12 protein-coding genes are annotated in these 18,783 nt (G+C 61.8%); 4 read left to right on the forward strand and 8 right to left on the reverse strand.

Translation table 11 applies throughout. The features are described 5' to 3' along the window. Positions 1-16: 16 nt before the first annotated feature. Positions 17-1,282 carry an ABC transporter substrate-binding protein gene (locus tag HJB89_RS25830; protein WP_221150731.1) on the forward strand — a complete coding sequence of 422 codons (1,266 nt, stop codon included), beginning with the start codon at positions 17-19 and terminating at the stop codon, positions 1,280-1,282. 69 nt (positions 1,283-1,351) lie between these two features. Here HJB89_RS25830 and HJB89_RS25835 read toward each other — a convergent pair whose 3' ends face one another. Beyond that, entirely contained in the window at positions 1,352-2,332 is a 981-nt protein-coding gene (locus HJB89_RS25835) for a substrate-binding domain-containing protein (RefSeq protein ID WP_221115986.1), read from the reverse strand. 191 nt (positions 2,333-2,523) lie between these two features. On the opposite strand from HJB89_RS25835, the gene HJB89_RS25840 reads away from it, so the two are divergent. Further along, positions 2,524-5,367, forward strand: a complete 2,844-nt coding sequence (locus HJB89_RS25840) for a pitrilysin family protein (protein WP_207580488.1) — start codon at positions 2,524-2,526, stop codon at positions 5,365-5,367. A gap of 106 nt (positions 5,368-5,473) precedes the next feature. Here HJB89_RS25840 and HJB89_RS25845 read toward each other — a convergent pair whose 3' ends face one another. The 3 genes from HJB89_RS25845 to HJB89_RS25855 form a co-directional block, all read right to left on the reverse strand. Then, positions 5,474-6,154 (reverse strand): GNAT family N-acetyltransferase, encoded by a 681-nt coding sequence (locus tag HJB89_RS25845; RefSeq protein WP_221150732.1) that lies wholly within the window; start codon positions 6,152-6,154, stop codon positions 5,474-5,476. Continuing rightward, positions 6,151-6,642 (reverse strand): MarR family winged helix-turn-helix transcriptional regulator, encoded by a 492-nt coding sequence (locus HJB89_RS25850; RefSeq protein ID WP_221150733.1) that lies wholly within the window; start codon positions 6,640-6,642, stop codon positions 6,151-6,153. Before HJB89_RS25850 ends, HJB89_RS25845 begins: the two co-directional genes overlap by 4 nt. 170 nt (positions 6,643-6,812) lie before the next feature. Further along, the gene (locus HJB89_RS25855; RefSeq protein ID WP_207580491.1) at positions 6,813-8,021 is read right to left on the reverse strand and encodes an MFS transporter; all 1,209 of its coding nucleotides are present in this window, start codon (positions 8,019-8,021) and stop codon (positions 6,813-6,815) included. 105 nt (positions 8,022-8,126) lie between these two features. On the opposite strand from HJB89_RS25855, the gene HJB89_RS25860 reads away from it, so the two are divergent. Further along, on the forward strand, positions 8,127-8,414 hold the full coding sequence (locus tag HJB89_RS25860) for a hypothetical protein (protein WP_246762663.1): 288 nt from the start codon (positions 8,127-8,129) through the stop codon (positions 8,412-8,414). Between the two features lie 37 nt (positions 8,415-8,451). Here the strand turns inward: HJB89_RS25860 and HJB89_RS25865 are convergent, their stop codons facing one another. Both HJB89_RS25865 and HJB89_RS25870 read right to left on the reverse strand, forming a co-directional pair. Beyond that, entirely contained in the window at positions 8,452-9,132 is a 681-nt protein-coding gene (locus HJB89_RS25865) for a peroxiredoxin-like family protein (protein WP_207580492.1), read from the reverse strand. A 72-nt stretch (positions 9,133-9,204) separates the two neighbouring features. After that, the gene (locus HJB89_RS25870; protein WP_221150734.1) at positions 9,205-12,450 is read right to left on the reverse strand and encodes an adenylate/guanylate cyclase domain-containing protein; all 3,246 of its coding nucleotides are present in this window, start codon (positions 12,448-12,450) and stop codon (positions 9,205-9,207) included. Positions 12,451-12,728: 278 nt separating this feature from the next. On the opposite strand from HJB89_RS25870, the gene ggt reads away from it, so the two are divergent. After that, entirely contained in the window at positions 12,729-14,321 is a 1,593-nt protein-coding gene (ggt, locus tag HJB89_RS25875; RefSeq protein ID WP_221150735.1) for a gamma-glutamyltransferase, read from the forward strand. Between the two features lie 423 nt (positions 14,322-14,744). Here ggt and HJB89_RS25880 read toward each other — a convergent pair whose 3' ends face one another. Both HJB89_RS25880 and HJB89_RS25885 read right to left on the reverse strand, forming a co-directional pair. After that, the gene (locus HJB89_RS25880) at positions 14,745-16,895 is read right to left on the reverse strand and encodes a mechanosensitive ion channel family protein (RefSeq protein WP_207580501.1); all 2,151 of its coding nucleotides are present in this window, start codon (positions 16,893-16,895) and stop codon (positions 14,745-14,747) included. A gap of 289 nt (positions 16,896-17,184) precedes the next feature. Continuing rightward, positions 17,185-18,492 carry an epoxide hydrolase family protein gene (locus HJB89_RS25885; RefSeq protein ID WP_207580502.1) on the reverse strand — a complete coding sequence of 436 codons (1,308 nt, stop codon included), beginning with the start codon at positions 18,490-18,492 and terminating at the stop codon, positions 17,185-17,187. Between the last annotated feature and the right edge of the window lie 291 nt (positions 18,493-18,783).

Below are 18,783 nucleotides of genomic sequence, written 5' to 3' on the forward strand. Positions count from 1 at the left end.
GTAAGGAGAACGAGCGATGAAACATATCACCCAGCTGCTCGCCGCAGCGGCCGTCTCGATGGCAATCGCGCTTCCCGCGCAGGCCGAGACGACGCTGACGGTCCATTACCCGATGCCGGGTTTCTTCAAGGACGTGATGGACACGATCTCGAAGAAGTTCATGGCTGAGAACACCGATATCAAGATCCAGTTCGCCAGCCCCTCGGCAACCTATGAAGAAGGCATCCAGACGATCCTTCGCCAGGTCGGCACCAGCGAAATGCCCGACATTACCTTCATCGGCCTGAACCGCCTGCGCATGCTCGACGAACGCGACGTCGCCGTCGACCTCGGCCCGCTCGTCCGGAAGGACGGCAACATGGCCGAGCAGGGCTTTTCCGACACGATCCTCAAGCTCGCCCAGGTCAAGGGCAAGCAAGTGGGCCTTGCTTTCGCGACCTCCAATCCGATCATGTATTACAACGCCGATCTCGTGAAGGCGGCTGGCGGCGATCCCGAAAATCCGCCGAAGACCTGGGATGAGGTCATCGCCCTTGGCGGCAAGATCAAGGCGCTCGGCAATGGCGTCGACGGCATCGATTTCCGCTGGCAGGGTGACGACTGGATGTTTTCGGCGCTGCTCTTCGGCGCCGGCGGCAGGATGCTGAGCGACGACGAAGGCAAGGTTGCCTTCAACGGTGCCGAAGGTCAGAAGGCCGTCGAGGTCCTGCATCGCCTGGTCACCGAAGGCGGCATGCCCGTTTTCACCAAACCCGCCGGCGAGCAGGCTTTCGCAGCCGGCAAGGTCGGTTTCGAATTCCAGACGACCGGCGCTCTGCGCAACACGATCAAGAATGTCGGCAGCAAGTTCGATCTGCGCACGGCCAAGATTCCGCTGATCGACCCGGTGAACGGCCATCTGCCGACGGGCGGCAACGCCGTTGTCATCTTGACGCATGATGCTGCCAAGCAGGATGCCGCCTGGAAATTCGCCAAATTCGCCGCCGGCCCTTATGGCGCCTCCGTCGTCGTGCCCGGCACCGGTTACGTTCCGAACAACGAGCTTGCCGCCAAGTCGCCCGAATACCTCGGCGACTTCTACAAGCAGAACCCGCTGTTCCAGGCAGGCCTCAGCCAGATGCCGGTGATGATCCCCTGGTATGCCTTCCCCGGTTCGAACGGCGTCAAGGTCACGCAGACGATCGTCGACAACCTCTCGCGCATCGTCGACCAGTCGGCCGAGCCGAAGGCAGCGCTTGACGACGCAGCCGCCGATGTCGAAGGCATGCTGCCGCGCAGCTGATTGGTTCCTTAGAAGCAATAAAGCAGGCCGCCACGCCGAGCGCTTGGCGGCCTTCGTGTTTCGCACGCTTCAGATGGCGCGCACCGTGCCGCCGCGGCGAAGGGTATAGGCGATATCGAGATGGCGGGCAGGGGCGGCATTCTCCGCCATGTCGAGAAGCAGCGAGGCGGCCGTTGCTCCCATGCTGGCATCCGGCATTTCAATCGTCGTCAGCGGCGGATCGATCAGCCGGCCGATGGCGATGCCGTCGAAGCCGGCGACCGAAACATCCCCGGGCACCGAGAGCCCCTCACGCTTCAGCGCGCCGATGACGCCGAGCGCCAGAAGGTCGTTGGAGGCGATGATCGCCGTCGGAGAAGGCGAGGCCATCGCGACACCGAGATCGAGCTGGTCATAGCCGCCGACGAAGGGGATCTGCATGGCATCGCGCGGTGTCAGCCCATTCTCGGCCATGGCGTCGAGATAACCCTGGTAGCGAAGGCGCGCGCGGTCGGAGGCGGCGAAATTGCCGGAGAGAAACAGAATGCGGCGATGGCCCATGCCGATCAGGAAGGTCGCGATCTCGCGGCCCGCGCCGCGATTGTCGGCGGTGACGGCCGCCGGAAACTGCGCCGTCGGCAGGTTGTTGAGCAGCACGGTCGGCGGCAGCCTGGCAAGCAGCGCCTCGCTGGTCGACGGATCGCAGACGGTGAGGATCAGCCCGGTCGGCCGGTCGTTCAGCAGTGCTGCGACGGCATCGGCCTCGCGCGCCGGGTCGTAATTCGACTGGGCGATCAACACGCCATGGCCGGCAACCAGCATGCGGTTCTGGATGCTCGACAGCGACGAGGCAAAGACCGGATTGGTGATGCTCGGAATCAGCACGCCGACCACCGGCCTGCGCCCAATCCGCCCGACGGACAGGCCGGCCGGGCGGTAGCCGAGTTCCGCCGCGGCGCGGCGCACCTTGCGCACCATCAGGTCGCTGGCCGGTCCGTTGCGGTTGAGTACCCGGCTTGCCGTCGCCAGCGAGCATCCCGCCCTGAACGCGACCTGCTCCAATGTCGCCATCGAAAACGCCTCCTGGTGACAGATAAGGCGCAATCCCTTAGGAGACTTCGATGACATTGGTCTGACACAGGCGGCTAATTCGAGTTTTCACTTCTTATCCAATCACACACATGGAAGTTGAAGCGAAATGCAACCTGTGGAATAGTCAGATCAACGCTTCCCATCTCTTAATGCTTATCTCCTGGACAAGAATGTCTCACAAAATGGAATGCGCCGCCGCCTGGCGGTTTCTCGCGACCGTCTCCCTTGTCGCAAACTTCGCCTCGCCGGCCTATGCGGACACCCTGTCCGCGTCCTGGCCACAGACGCAAAGCGATCTCCAGGCCGATTCCGACGTCCATTTCGGCACGCTCGCCAACGGTATGCGGTTTGCGATCATGCGCAATGCCACACCGCCCGGACAGGCCGCAATCCGCTTTCGCATTGGCGCCGGCTCGCTTGAGGAAAACGACAACCAGCAGGGCCTTGCGCATGTTCTGGAGCACATGGCTTTCAAGGGTTCGACGCATGTCGCCGAAGGGGAGATCATCCGTATCCTGCAGCGCAAGGGCTTGGCCTTTGGACCGGACACCAACGCCCATACCTCTTATGATGAGACTGTCTATGCGCTCGATCTTCCCGAGGTCGATGCCGACACGGTTTCGACGGGCCTGATGCTGATGCGAGAGACGGCAAGCGAGCTGACCCTCGATGCCGGCGCCTTTGATCGCGAGCGCGGCGTCATCCTGTCGGAGGAACGGCTGCGCGATACGCCGCAGTATCGCGCCGGGCTCGGAATCATGAATTCGTTGCTCGCTGGCCAGCGCGCGACCATGCGCGCGCCGATCGGCAAAGCCGACATTATCAGCAATGCGCCGGTGGACCTCGTTCGCGATTATTACCGGGCCAACTACCGGCCGGATCGGGCAACGCTGATGGTGGTGGGCGATATCGACCCCGCCGCCATGGAAATCGAAATCCGGCAGCGCTTCGGCGACTGGAAGGGCGTGGGTCCGACGCCTGCTAAACCGGATCTCGGCACACTGGAGACGAAAGGCGAAAGCACCGGCGTCCTCGTCGTTCCCGGCGGCATGACTAGCGTACAGATCGCCTGGACGCGTCCTTACGACGCCACGGCGGACACCTTCGCCAAGCGCCGCACCGAGCTTGTCGAAGATCTCGGCCTGATGGTGCTCAAACGTCGGGTGAGCACCATCGCCAGCAAGGCGGATGCCCCTTTCATCAGCGCGGGCGTCGGCTCCCAGGATCTCCTCGATTCCGCGCATGTCGTGCTGATCTCGGCAAATTCCGAGCCGGACAAATGGCAGGCAGCCCTCACGGCCATTGACCAGGAACAGCGTCGCATCGAAGAGTTCGGCGTTGCGCAGGCTGAGATCGATCGCGAAATCCTCGAATATCGCTCGGCCCTCCAGGCTGCCGTGGCCGGAGCCGAGACGCGCACGACCACCGACATTGCTTCCACACTGGCCAGCAGCGTCGATGATAATCAGGTCTTCACGTCGCCTGCCCAGGATCTCTCACTGTTCGAAACGATGACGAACGGCGTCACGGCGGCCGAGGTCAATCAGGCCCTGCAACTTGCTTTCACAGGCAACGGTCCGCAGGTCGTGCTGCAGACAGCCCAATCACCGCAGGCCGGCGCCGATGCGGTACGCCAAGCCTATGACGCTTCAAAGGCTATTGCCGTCTCGGCGCCAGCCAGTGTCGCTGACGTCGCCTGGCCCTACACCCATTTCGGCGAACCCGGGGCTGTGGTCGAACGCCGCGCCGTCGATGATCTCGGCTTGACCATGGTGCGCTTTTCCAATGGCGTACGGCTTACCGTCAAGCCGACCAAGCTGCGCGCCAACGAAGTGCTGGTGCGCGAAGATATCGGCCGCGGCCGACTGGATCTACCGCACGACCGTCCCGCCCCGATCTGGGCATCCCCGGCCGTCGCGCTGTCCGGCGTGAGGGCCATGGATTACCAGGATGTACAGAAAGCGCTGACGGCCAACATCGTCGGCATCGACTTCTCGGTCGGCGACAGCTCCTTCCAGTTCGACGGTCGTACACGGACTGAAGATCTTGTGACGCAATTGCAGCTGATGACGGCATATACCTCTGATCCCGCGTACCGCCCCGAGGCGTTCAAGCGTGTGCAGCAGGCCTATTTGAGCGGCCTCGATCAGTATCAGGCGACCCCCGGCGGCGTCGTCAGCCGTGATTTCGCAGGTCTCGTGCATTCCGGCGATCCGCGCTGGACCTTCCCCGATCGCGCTGAGTTGTCCGCCGCCAAGCCAGGCGATTTCGAGGCGGTGTTCCGGCCTATGGTTTCCAGCGGCCCGATCGATATCACCATCGTCGGCGACGTTACGGTGGACGACGCAATCCGGCTGACAGCTGAAACCTTCGGCGCTTTGCCGCCGCGCCCGGAGGCGGGGCCGAGCAATGCTCGGGGCGACGTGCGGTTTCCGGCGGCGAACGAGAAACCCGTTTTGCTGACCCATAGCGGCAGGGCAGACAACGCCGCCGCCGCCGTAGGGGCTCCGATCGGCGATTTGCTCTCCGATCTGCCGCGGTCCTTCACCGCCAATATTGCCACCCAGATTTTCCAAAACAGGCTGATCGACCGGTTTCGTATTACAGAAGGCGCAAGCTACGCCGTGGAGGGCGACGCTAATCTGTCAAGGGAAGTCCCCGGCTATGGCTACGCATTTTTCTATGTCGAGACGGCCCCGGCAAAGATTGCGCGCTTCTATGCTCTTGTCGACGAGATCGCCAACGACCTGCGGGCGCATGATGTCTCTCCGGACGAGTTCGCGCGTGCACGGGAACCCATTATCGAGACACTGAAGCATCAGCGGCAGAGCAACGAATATTGGATCGAATATCTGCGCGGCGCTCAGACGGATGCGCGTCGTTTAGATCGGATACGCGACAATCTCAGCGGCTACGACAAGGTCACCGCCGGCGATATCCGCGAATTTGCCAAGACCTATTTCAGCCCGGAAAAATTCTGGAAATTCGAAGTGCTGCCGGCTGCGGTCCGATAGGCGCTTCGAAGCCCCGCCGGCGCATCTCGTCTCGGATGGGACCGGAGCCCGGCGCGAGACATCGTCCCGCGCAGCCGTGCGGAAAAGAGGTGCGTCGTGCACTCGCTCATGAGCGGCGTTTGACCACGCGCATATTCATCTCCGCGCGAAGCGTAAAGCCGAGCGCGAGATAGAGGGAAATGGCGGATGTGTTTGCCGCATAGGCATGCAGATAGGCGGTATCGCCGTTGGATGCGATTTCGCCGGCAACGAAGCGGAAGAGCAGGGTGCCGAGACTGCGCCCCTGGAAATCGGGATGGGTGCAGAGCCCGCTGAGCTCGATGAAACCGGTCTGCCGCATCCGCTGCCCAGCCATCGCCACCAGCCGTCCGTCGCTTCTGATGCCCCAGAAGCTCCCCAGGCACTGGGCGCGCAGAGTGAATGGCCCGGGTTTGGTCAGTGTCGCCAAAGCCAGCATGTCGGCGGCGTCGGCCTCCGTCAGCATCTCGATGCGGGAATCCGAAATTTTCGCATGCGGCTGCTCGGCAATCATCTGGACCAACGGTGCCTCCGTGGCGATGGCAAGGCCCGCTGGAATGGCGATCGGCCCGGCTTCGACGAGGATCATGCTCTCCTCCTGCGAAGGCAGATTCTCGAGGGCGTCGAGGCTTTCGGGCCTATCGTCAGCGGAGGCGGCGAAGGAGACGATCGATGGTGGGTATCGCCGCGCGTTTTCGTTCCCCTCCGCAAGGCCGGCATGCGCCGTCTTAAGCGCGGTCCAGATCGGCCGGTCGAGGATATGGGTCATGCTTCTTCCTCCTTGCCCGGCTTGCGGCGCGCAAGCGGCACCGCCGCAAGCCCGTCCTCGATGGCTGCGAGCTGTTGGAGAATAGGCCCTTCGAGATCGCCGCAAAGATCCGCAACGGCGGCCGCGATGCGCGGCCAGATCACCTTTTTCGAATGATCGACGAGGTGCTGTCCCTTGCTGGTCAGCGAGACCAGTTTGCGGCGCTGATCGTCCGCGGCCGGCTGCATATCGACAAAGCCGAGTTCGAGAAGCTGGCCGATGGTGCGCGTTGCACCGGGCTGGGTAATTCCTACTGCCTGGGCAAGCTCGCCGATCGTCAGCGGTCCGGCCCTGTCGATTGCCGCAAGAAAGGGATACTGACCCGCCTGGATGCCGAGACCGGCCTCGTCGATGACCTGCTGCGTATCGGCCTGCAGCCTCTCTCCAATACGCCGCAACCGGCTGCCCATGCACATAAAGCCGAGCGTTCGGACCACATCCTCGACCATGCCGCCTCTCCATTTGCAGTACAGGTTATATAACAGGTTATATAATAAATCGGAAATTTGGGGGCAGGTGAGGCTAACTGCGAGAGCAGCAGAAGGAAAACGCCCTGGCGTGACCCGCCGCACATCGACTTCAGGCGCCACGGTCGCCGTACGGCTTGAGGATCGCCGGCCTATATCGCGATGGGCCGTGCCGCCCGCCAGACCAGGGGAACCAGCACCAGGGCGGCGGCCGGAAGCACGATCCAGTTGATCGTCTCCCAGCCGGAACTGTGGAGAAGCGATCCGGCCGAGAAGGACGCGCAGGCGACTGTACCAAAGACAAGGAAGTCGTTTGCACCCTGCACCTTGCTGCGTTCCGCCGGCGTATGGCAGTCGGCCACCATGGCGGTTGCGCCGATGAAGCCGAAGTTCCAGCCGATCCCGAGCAGAACCAGCGAGAGCCAGAAGTGGGCGATGTCGAAGCCGGAGAGCGCGACGGCCGCCGAGCAGCCGATGAGGAGGAGACCGACGGCTGCGATCCGTTCCTTGCCGAAGCGCACCATCAGGCGGCCGGTAACGAAACTCGGGGCATACATGGCGAGAATGTGCCATTGGATCCCCAGTGCCGCCTGGTCGATCGAGTGACCATGCCCGACCATCGCGATCGGTGACGCGGTCATCACGAAGGTCATCAAGCCATACGAAACGACACCGGTTGCGATGGCGAGGAGATAGCGCGGCGAGGTCAAAATCTGGACAAGCGGCCGTTCCGGGGCGCTTTCCGGTGCATGAGCCGCCCGCGGCGTCGATGTGCGAAGAAAGAGCAGCACCGGAAACGCCAAGGCGGCAAGGGCGGCCTGGCTGAGGAAGCTCCCGGCAAAGGGTGTTCCCGGAAGGGCGTCGCGCGTCCAGATGACGAGCTGCGGCCCGATGATCGCGGAGACCAGGCCGCCGACCATGACCCGGGCGATCGCTTTATGGCTCTGCGACCCGGTGGCGTTGTCGGTCGCGGCGAACCGGTAGCTCTGAACATAGGAGGAGTAGAAACCTGCAAGACAGGTGCCAAGACAGAAGACCAGGAAGCTGGAGAGCACGATCCCCAGTGCAGCGATCAGACCGGAGATCATGCCGATCGCCGAGCCCAGCAGATAGCCGGGCTTGCGTCCGAAGCGACGCATTACCCAGGCGGCAGGGAGCGTCCCGAGTGCCAGCCCAAGGCTGAGAAGGCTGACGGGAAGGGTGACGAGATCGGGATCCGCTGACAAATGCTGTCCGACCAGACCGCCGAGCGAGACGATGATCGGGGCATTGGCGCCACCGAAGGCCTGCGCAATGGTAAGGACCCAGGAGTTGCGCTTCGCGGCTGCCGGGTCGGCCGAGGCTTGATGTATGATGTTCATCTGGAATCCATCTTCGACAGAATGTCGGCGACTGCTCGACCCGCAGCGGTAACTGCGCCGGCAAGGTAACCAGGTTCGGAGGGGCTTGTCTCGCTCTCTGCCAGGATGAGGTGGTCCTTCCACAGGCCAGACACCCATTGCGGCTTCCGGGAAGCGGATGCCCGCCGCCGGCGCGCAGCGGCGGTGATCCAGGCCGCAGTCGCGGCGAGGAGCGTCGCCCTCGTGCGCAAGGCGCTCGTGGCGCAGGAACTCGACAGCGGCAGGCTGGTCCATCTGTTGCCGGATATCCGCTGGTCGGTGAAGTGGGCGTATTACATCGTCGCCTCGCCAAAGGCGTTGCGTCGATACCAGGTTGCAGCGTTTCACGACTGGCTAGCCTCACGCCCGATGTAACGCCGAGGAGTAATCCCCGAACGCAAGACCGATCACTTCAAACAGCCATATTCGAGGCTGCCGACATCACTTCCCGAGGGGCGGGACCGCCGAACATATGGCGGCCACCCTCCTCGACTTCCGTGAAACACCAGCGCACGACGCCATCCCGATCGAGCAGGAATTCGCCGACAAGCTGGCCATAGCCGGTAGCGATCATCTGCGTGTCATCCTCGGTGAATTCGTAACCATCCGCCTTGTCGAGATAGTCCACCGCCGCCATCACGTCCATGGGCTCGGGGAGCTCGCCCGGCATGTCGATACGCATCGAGGTCACCGTGCTCATGCTGAGCTTGTGCGGCCAGTCATTCTCGGCTTCGGTGAACTGGACATTTGGCAGGCCGAACGCCCTGTGCGACATCCGCTCAGGGTCGGAGGCCGCCAGCAGGTTGGGAAGCGGGTGGTAGCGGAAATAGAGGCGGGCACGGTCGATCGGCGTATTCACCACAGTCAGGCTGTCGATACCTTTTTCCTGCAATGCACCGGTGAGTTCGGCCATGGCGGCGATCTGCCGGCGGCAGAAGGGGCAATGCAGTCCGCGGAACAGCCCGACAAGCACCGGCTTTTGACCGCGAAAATCGTCGATGGCGATCTTACCCTGGCGGGTGATCGCATCCAGCACCACGTTCGGCGCGCGATCTCCAGGCTGCAATGGTCTTTCCGAGTGGTTCTCCTGCATGTTTAATTCCTCCCTTTATCTGTCTGAATCAGTTCGACTAACCGATCTCCAGTCGTGGTACGAAGAGGAGGATCAGTCGAGGAACGGCAAGACGACAAGTGTGCCTGGATCGAGGTTGTGGCGAATGCACACATCCTGTGCCAGCGTGAAATACCGCTCCGCCTCGTCCATGTCGTCATGCTCGAGGCTCAGTGTCGCCAAGCCATCATAGCACGGAAAGAGCAGTTGCGGCTCGTCAATTTCCTTCGCAACCTCAAGGGCTTCCTCGTAATACTTACGAGCTAGCTTCGGCTCTCCGTGGCACTGATGAATCTGTCCGAGGACGATCAGCGGCACGGAGAGATGATCGCGCTGATCGAGAGCCCGGTCGATTTCGACGGCCTTCTCCGCCGACGGAACACCCTCGGCGGCGCAGCGATCAGTAAAGGTACAGCAGGAAACGGCGAGATTGGCGAGAAGCCGCGCCTGGAAGCCGAGATCGCCGATACGGGTGGCGACCTCCAGTCCGCGCCGGCAGATCCTGATGGCGTTGGCCGGGTCGACGATAGTGTAGAGAACGCCGAGATTGGAATAGGCGCGGCACGCTGCACTTTGCAAATCGGCCTTTTCGGCGACCGCAAGGCTGCGCTCCACTTCCTGCACGGCATCGCGGCGGCGTCCAAGGCGCGCCAGGGCCACACCCTTGGTGTTCAGCGCCTCGGCCATCGCGCGCGCCGCCTCCCGCCCGGCCTCGGTCGTTCCGTCGACCGGCAGCGTCTGCAGGCATTGCAGCGCCTGCGTCGCCCACTCGGCGGCGGCAGCTTGATCGCCCATGCGGAAGGCCAGATGGCCGCGCTCCTGCAGCAGATGCGCGTGCTCGACCGGCGCATCGATCGTCGCGATCATCGCTTCGGCCGCGGCGCAATGGGTTTCCGCCTGGTCGCGGCGCCCCGCATCAAGATGCAGACGGCCAATCTTTCGCAATATCCTCGCTGCAGCTATCCGGTCGTCTTTGGCGCGGTGGATCGCCAGCGCGCTATGATAATGGTTCAAGGCATCGTCGCGCCGGCCCGCAGGACCACAAAGATCGGCAAGACGCTCCAGCAGCGCCAATTGCTCCGGCGTCACCTCCGGCTCGTTGGCAAAGGCCGCAAGCGCCTGACGGTAAAGGCGCATCGCATCGTCATTGGCATAGGTTTTGCGCGCCAGATCGCCCGCCGCCATTAGATACCCGGCTCCCTTGGCCTTTTCGGTCGTCAGGCTGAAGTGATGGCCGAGCTGCGCCAGATGCTCTGGCCGATCGGGCGCCGCGCCATATTGGTGTTCCAGAACCCGGCCGATCCGAAGATGAAGCTCCATGCGCCGTTGCAACAGGAGATTATGGTAGATGACGTCGTGCATCAGCGTCTGGCTGAAACGATAGCCCGGCAACCCGCCGGCATCGGGACCGCGCAATTCTTCGATGATATTGGCATCGCAGAGAAAATCCAACGCGGCATCGATCGCGCCGGGGTCGGTCGCCACGGTGCGGAGCAGGGCGGTATCGAACTTCGGGCCGACCACCGCCGCCTCCTGCGCCAACCGTCTTATCTCTTGTGGCAGACGATCGACGCGAGCAAGCAACAGCGCTTGCAGATTGACCGGTATATCGACATCCGTATCGTCGGCCGCGACATGCCAGCGCTGACCGTCATTGTGCAACGTGCCCATGTCGATCAGCACCCTAAGGATTTCTTCGATGAAAAGCGGATTGCCGCCGGCGCGGTCGAGGATCCGCTTTCGCATCGTCACCGGCAACTTGCCATGACCCTCGCCGAAAAAGGCAGCAAGCAGCTTCTGCCCCTCGGCTGCAAAGAGCGGTTCAAGACGCTGCACGGTGACGTTGACGCGATTGGAGTTCAGCGGGTCGGTCTGCGATGTCGGCCGGTAGATCGCAAGCAGCATCAGCCGGCTGCGCTCCAGCCGATCCATCATGAAGCGGAGCACTTCCAGCGAGGCAACGTCCGCCCAGTGCAGATCCTCGATGACAAGCAGCAGGGGACCTTGCGCCAGCCGCCGCTCGAAGACGGTGCGCACCGCATAGAAGATCTGTCGTCGCAACTGTTCCGGCTCGATGTGCCGTAACGCCCCGTCGGGATCGCCGAGACCGAGGACATGCAGAAAGAGCGGCAAAAGTCCCTCGACGTCCTCCTGCGTGAGATCGAGCGCGCGGAAACCTGTCGTCAGCAGTTGCCGTGTCCTGTCGAGATCATCCCGCTCGCCGATGCCATAAGCGCTGCGCACAACCGCGGCGAGGGTGCCATAGGATTGCTCGCCGAGGGGAGAGCAGGTGGCTCTGCGTATGGCAAGGCCCTGGAATCGGGCCGCATTGGCGGCGGTCCCGACGAACTCGTCGACCAGCCGCGACTTGCCGATACCGGCCTCGCCGATCAAGCGGACGAGCTGCGCCGCACCGCCGCAGGCAAGATCGAGGCATGTCAGCAACCGCGACAACTCCGTATCCCGTCCGATCATCGGCGCCTGAAGGCCGAAACTTTCGAGCCCGCGCGCCGTATGCGGCGCTTCCAGCAGCCCGGTCAGCCGATGGACGAGGACGTTTCCGCTTTTGCCGCGCAGGGTCTGTGCGCCCAGACTGTCGAAGGCAAAGGCATGGCGGGTGAGGCGATAGGTCAATGGCCCGACTAGGATATCGTTTTCGCCGGCCATCGATTGCAGGCGCTGGGCGGTGTTCACCGTGTCGCCGGTTACGGAATAGGATTTTGTGCTGACTGCGCCGAAGCCGCCGGTGACAACAGGTCCGCTATTGATGCCGATATGCAGACGCAGCGGCACGCCGGCGCGTGAGCGCCAGCGCGCGCCGACTGCAGTCGCCCGACCGATCATATCGAGTGCGGCCCCGAGCGCCCGAACCGGATCGTCCTCATGTGCGACCGGCGCGCCGAACAGCGCCAGCAGCGCATCGCCGACGAACTTGTCGACGAAGCCGCCATAGGCCTCGACCGCCTGGGTCATCTCTTCGAACAATTCGTTCTGCAGCAGCCGCATGATTTCAGGATCGATCTGCTCGCTCAGCGTCGTGAAACCGCAAAGATCGGCAAAGAGCACGGTCACCGGCCGCCGGTCGGCGTCGCCATCGGATTTGGACGGCACCACCTCGATGCTTGGCTTCGGCGCAGGCTGGGCTTTGCCTGAGATCGACGCGCCACATTTGGGGCAAAAGGCAAAATCGGGCTGACAAGGATTGCCGCAAGCGGCGCAGCAGAGAGGCTGCCTTGCGCCGCATCGCGGACAGAAGGCAAAACCGCTTTGAACATCGAAACCGCAGCCGGCGCACTCCATCGCACGCGTCCCACGAAAACCCGATGCGTGACGACTAGGTCAGCCGCGACCAACGGGGCCAAAACAGAGAAACAGCATGAACCTGCTGCCCCGTGCCCGCAAGCATTAAACAGCCGGCGGAACGACCCGTACCCTGGCGACAATTACTCATTTTGCCCGCCGCTTATTTTCACTGAAGCACAGATCAACGACTTGTTCGACCGCTCCACTCGGGCATTAGATGACACCTACACGTGGGAGAGGGCGACCGGCCTCTATTGAGTGAAGGAACTGACGATATGCGAAATTTCGAATTGCCTGGACGATCGATGGCTGTCGGCCGCAACGGGATGGCGGCAACATCACACCCAATGGCGACCTTGACCGCCATCGACATACTCAAGGTGGGCGGCAAGGCGATCGACGCTGCAGTGGGAGCTTGCGCCGTGCAATGCGTCGTCGAGGCTGGTTCTACCGGCATAGGCGGCGATTGCTTTGCGTTGCTGTCATCAAACGGAAATGATGATGTCGTTGCCTACAATGGCTCGGGACGCGCGCCGGCTGCGGCGCATTTCGATTGGTTTCGGGAAAACGGGATCGCTTCCATCGAGCGATGGTCGCCGCATGCAGTGACGGTTCCTGGTGCGGTGGAGGCGTGGACGCGTCTCGTTGCCGATCATGGAAGAATGTCGCTGTCAGAAATCCTTGCGCCCGCAATTGCACTGGCTCGCGACGGTTATGCGATCACACCGCGGGTTGCCGCCGACCTCTCGAATCAAACTGATTTGCTGCTGCGCGATCCTTCGACACGCCGCATTTTCCTGGTCGACGATCAGGCCCCGCAGGTCGGATCGGTTCAACGTCAGCCGGAACTGGCACAAACACTGGAAACGATTGCGATTTCGGGGCGGGACGGCTTCTATCGCGGCCCCGTAGCGGACGACATGGTGACACGGCTGAATTCACTTGGCGGCCTGCATACACGTGAGGATCTTGCGTCTGCCGCTGGCGAATATGTCAAGCCTGTCAGTGCCACATATCGAGGGTGGACGGTGCATGAATGTCCGCCGAACGGGCAGGGCATCGTCGCGCTGATGATCCTGAAGATCTTGGAGCGCTTTGAACGCAGAGGCGATCCAATGGGCGTCGACAATCTGCACATCGAAGTCGAGGCCACTCGGCTGGCTTATGCCGCCCGCGATCGCTGGGTCGCCGACGCCGCAGGCGCGGATGTTCCGGTCGATTTCCTGTTGTCCGAGGAACTTGCCGACAATCTTGCCGCCAAGATCGACATGCATAGGATCGCCGACGCCGGCGCGGCCATCGACGGCGTCGAGCATTCGGACACCGTTTACATTTCGGTCGTCGACAAGGACCGAAATGTTGTCAGCTTCATCAACTCTATCTTCCATCCCTACGGAAGCGGCTTGATGGCTCAGAACTCCGGCGTCCTGTTCCACAATCGTGGACAGAGCTTCAATTTGAAGCAGGGCCATCCGAACGCGATAGCGCCGCGCAAGAGGCCCATGCACACGATCATCCCAGGCCTGGTCACACGCCATGGTAAAACTGTTTTGTCGTTCGGCGTCATGGGGGGACACTATCAGGCGATGGGCCACGCCCACTTCCTCTCCAAGCTTTTTGATTTCAATTTGGACATCCAGAGCGCAATCGATTTACCCCGGCTCTTTCCGCTGCCTGGCACGGCGATCATCGAGGCCGAAGCACTTCTCCGTGCCTCGATCGGTCCTGATCTCGAAGCGCGCGGTTTCAAGGTTACCGCTCCGAATTGGGCGATCGGCGGTGCCCAGGCAATCTGGATCGACGATCAACACAACACGCTGTTGGGCGCCTCCGATCATCGGAAAGATGGTTGTGCGCTCGGCTACTGACCGTAATGGAGAGCGCCGCATCGCGAAAATCCTCGCTATGGAGGCGATTGCATCGCCGCGATCGCTTCTGCGAAATCAGACCGGCTGCACCGCATCGATCATAACCCTGCAGCGTGTTGACATTGACCAGTGCGTCGAGAGGCGAGACTGTCGCATCTCTAACTGGCCCAACTGTCGCATTACTAAATAGCCTCTACATGTGAATATCGCATAAGATAGATTATGGAACAATAAGATGTCATCTGATTACAATCACATACCGTCGTCATCCATCTCAACGTCCAACTCTTTCAAACCAATCCTCGCGAATTTGCCTTTTGAAGCACATCTTCGGTTTCATCTCCGGACCTTCCCTCGTAAAGCGGCTAAGCATTGCGATTGCTTCGAAGCATTCGATGGAAAGCCGCCCGTGGCTCGACGCGGTTACTCCTCAGGTGTTGGGATGACTTTTGATGGCCGTTGTAGTTCCGCGGCGGCGGCGGAGGCTATTGCATCTCCCGTCCCGCTGGAAACATGAACCGTCGGAGTTGCAAACTGGATGCCTTTTTCCGCGAATGTCTTCCTGAGCATGGCAAGGGCCTTCCGGCGAACGCCGAATTGTTCGCCGGGTTTCGCCATGAACTTCAGCCGAATTTGCACACCGTAATCGGCCATCTGCTCGATCCCCTGCATTTTCAAGGGCTCGATGATGTTGGGCCCGAGTTCGGCATCCTCCAGAAGCTCGACGCCGATGCGCTTGATGGTCTTGCGGACCTCCTCAAGGTCGCTGTCATAATTCAGGGTAAGAGTAATGATATCGATCACCCAGTCGCGGCTCAGATTTTGCACCGCGCCGAGTTCGCCGAAGGGAACGATGGTGACTGGACCGCGATGATGTCGCAGGCGGATGGATCGTAGCGAGAAACCTTCGACCGTCCCTTTGTATTTTGCTGCCTGAATGTACTCACCGATGCGAAAGGCATCGTCGAACAGATAAAAGACGCCGGAGATGATGTCCTTGACGAGTGTTTGTGCACCGAAACCGACGGCTATACCGACGACGCCAGCGCCCGCCAGCAGCGGTCCGATCTGAATGCCGACCGCATCCAGGATCATCAGGAAACCGACAGCACCGATCGCCAGAAACAGCACATTGCGAAGGATCGGAAGCAGGGTATTCAACCGCTGACGCCGGCGCACATCGGGTCCGTCCTGATGCCCAGCCTCCGCACTTCGCGACGCCACCGCCATCTGACTGTCGATCAGCGTGCTTGCGAGCTTCCAGATGACATCGGTCACCAGCAGCACGATAACGATACGGATCCCTGCGCGGATCAAACGTGTGGTCACCGTCTCGGCTGCGGCAAGGTCACTGAGATTGACATCCCACGAACGGGCAATGAGCAGCGCGGCGACCACGATGAGGCCGTTACGCAGCGTTTGCATGATGACCACCGACCATCCGACGATGGCCGGATCTTCGACGGCGTGCTCGCCGCCGGATCGTATAATGCGACCAATGATATCACGAGCCACGGAAACAGTAAGCGGCAGAAGCGTCATGACGATCACTGTCCAGAATGCTCCGCGGAGCCCGGACACCCATAACAGCCACGACAGCATGATGCTCGCGCTGAAGCCGACACAGACCAGGCGGTTCACCGGCGGCCCATCAGAACGAAAATGCCGCAGCCAAATCATGGCGACCAGCGTGATTGAAACGACACCGAGCCACGCCGCGGTAAAAAGGTCGACCAGGATGGGTGAAGCCCCGATGGTCTGGAATACTTCGATGATCGCCCAGCCAGCCGCCAGCACGGCGACGATTGCGAGGAGCCAGTAGTACCAGAACCACGCAAGCGAGGTGGCAAGCGTCAGAAGCCGCATGTGCGGCAGCCGTGCGCCGGGCGCGATGACAATGCGGCCCACAAGCACGCCGAGGCGCACCATCAGCGCCGCTGATAGCAGAATGAGCGCAATATCGCGAAAGACGGCAGGCCAAGGAAAGAGGATAAACGCGCCGAGGCTTCCGATCAGATAACCGACCAACGCGAGAAGGCCCATTGAAAGCCGGCTCGCATGGAGCTTGATCCGCTGCCGCACGGTGTCGGCAGGCGCGGTCAGCACAAAATGAAGCAGCCCTCGCCCGGACCACCAGGCAACGCGCTGCGCAGCGAATCCGCCTGCTATGAAGAGGGTAACCGCCAGGATCAGTCCGACGGCATCGATACGATCATCCGTTTGGAAGACCCGGATCGCCGTTTGGATCTGTCCCGGAAGGGTCGGGACTGCATCGACGAGTATGAGCAACCTTTGGCGCAAATCCTGTAATGCAGTGGCAATCGACGGCGGTGCCGCCTCCTGCGGTGCCGCTGCCGGTTGCGCCGGTTCCTGAGTGCCGGGGACGATCCGATTGACCAGCGCGCGTCCGGCATCATCATTCGGCAATTCGATGATAACACGGATCGGTCCCGAGGAACCGGTCGGTTCGGCCGCTGTGGCGGCCGTTACGCTCGCGAGCAGAAGCGTCGAAAATACCACCGTCAGGACTATGGACACTCTACCGAAAAAATGACGGTTGTCGTTGATGCGCATGTAGCCGTGGTCCCCGCGACGTTGGCGTCGCTTCTGCTTGGTTGGTAGAAACTTCGGACGTTGTGAAGCGTTGCACAATCAACGTCAATCGACGAACCCGTCTGACGGACGAAAGCCTAACGTTTGCCCCCGCGCGCAAATGGCCGCCGTTACCCGGAGATCCCTTCGACGGTGGCCTAAGCCCATGTTTTCAGGCTTGCAGAGGGGTGATGCGAGGATCAGCCACTGGCCGTCCGTGAACTCGTCGCATGATCACCGGCGATCAACGTTCCCTCGCCCCATCGGCGGCTCATGACCGCACCGTCTTGAACCCTGCCCTGATCTCCTGACTGAAGAGTTCCGGTTCTTCCCAGGCAGCGAAGTGGCCGCCCTTGGCGACGCGGTTGTAGTAGACCAGCTTCGGATAGGCTTTCGACAACCAGTGCTTGGGCGGCTTGTAGACCTCTCCGGGGAATACGGTGACGGCGACCGGTATTTTGACCTCCGTGAGCTTCGCGCCCGCCATCGCATTTTCCCAATAGATGCGGCCACTCGAGGGGCCCGTGTTCGTCAGCCAGTACAGCGTGATGTTGTCGAGGATGGCATCTTTGCCGAGGGCCTGTTCGGGGTCGCCTGGGGTGAACACCCAATCGGCGATCTTGTCGTAAAGCCAGGCGGCGAGGCCAACGGGAGAATCCGCAATGCCGTAACCGACCGTCTCCGGACGTGTGCTCATGATTGCGGCGTAGCCGAAGCCATTGTTGAGGAAGTCCCGCGCCTCGTCGAAGACCACTTTCTCGTCCGCAGACAGGGTACCGGGAGCCGGTCCTCCATTTTTGAGAGCTTGGGCTGCGTCCGATGGGAACGTCGTGGCGCGCTCGACCCTGTTGACGTGGATCGCGAGCAGCCCGTCGGGCGCCTGGCGACCCAGGGCGTCGCTGATGATCGCGCCCCAGTCGCCGCCTTGCGCGACGTAGCGGTCATAGTCGAGCCGCTTCATCAGCACGTCCCAGGCAGCCGCTATTCGCTGCGGGTTCCAACCCGTCGCCGGAGGTTTCCCGGAGAAGCCGAATCCCGGAATCGAAGGGATCACCAGGTGGAAGGCGTCCTCCGCCGAGCCGCCGTGCGCCGTCGGATCCGTGAGTGGTCCGATGACATCAAGCAGTTCGAACACCGAACCCGGCCAGCCATGGGTCATGATCAGCGGCAGCGCGTTTTCATGGCGGGAACGGGCATGGATGAAATGGACGTCCAGTCCTTCGATATTGGTGAGAAATTGCGGAAAGGCATTCAGCCTGCTCTCTGCCTTGCGCCAGTCGTAGGACGACTGCCAGTAGGCCACCAGCTCCTTCAGCCTCGCGGGCTGGACGCCCTGCGAACGATCCGTGACGGTTTCGCCGTCGGGCCATCGGGTCTCGGCAAGTCGCCGCCTGAGATCGGCGAGCGCTGCCTCGGAAACCTCGGCCTTGAACGGTCGGATCTCCGCCGCTGCGGCGGTGACATCGGCAGCCTCTGATGCGAGCGGAAGGAGAACCGCGGATATGCCGGCGGCGGCACTTCCCCACAGCAGCGAGCGTCGCGACATAGGCCTGTGGTTCAAAGAGGTCAGCAGCGCCATGACGTGTGTCCTTTCCTGACATCGAGGGTCAACGGACAGGTTCGACAAGGGCTGTTCCCTTGATGGGTTCAATTCGGTCAGTCATATCAGTTCTTCCTCATGCTGTCGCCCGACGCTCTGCCTCCCGCCTCGATACGCTAACGAGCTTTCTCAAATCGGCGGCTGGTAGCTATTTGGGTCGGTCGAAGCAGACCCAGCACCTTGAGAAATTAAGAGGCAGCCTCTCGATCGAAAAAGCATTGCGCAGCGGCGTCGCAGCGACATCGAGAGGGTTCCTCTCATTTTCCCCGG

The sequence above is a fragment of the Rhizobium sp. NZLR8 genome, assembly GCF_019685025.1.
Classification (GTDB): domain Bacteria; phylum Pseudomonadota; class Alphaproteobacteria; order Rhizobiales; family Rhizobiaceae; genus Rhizobium.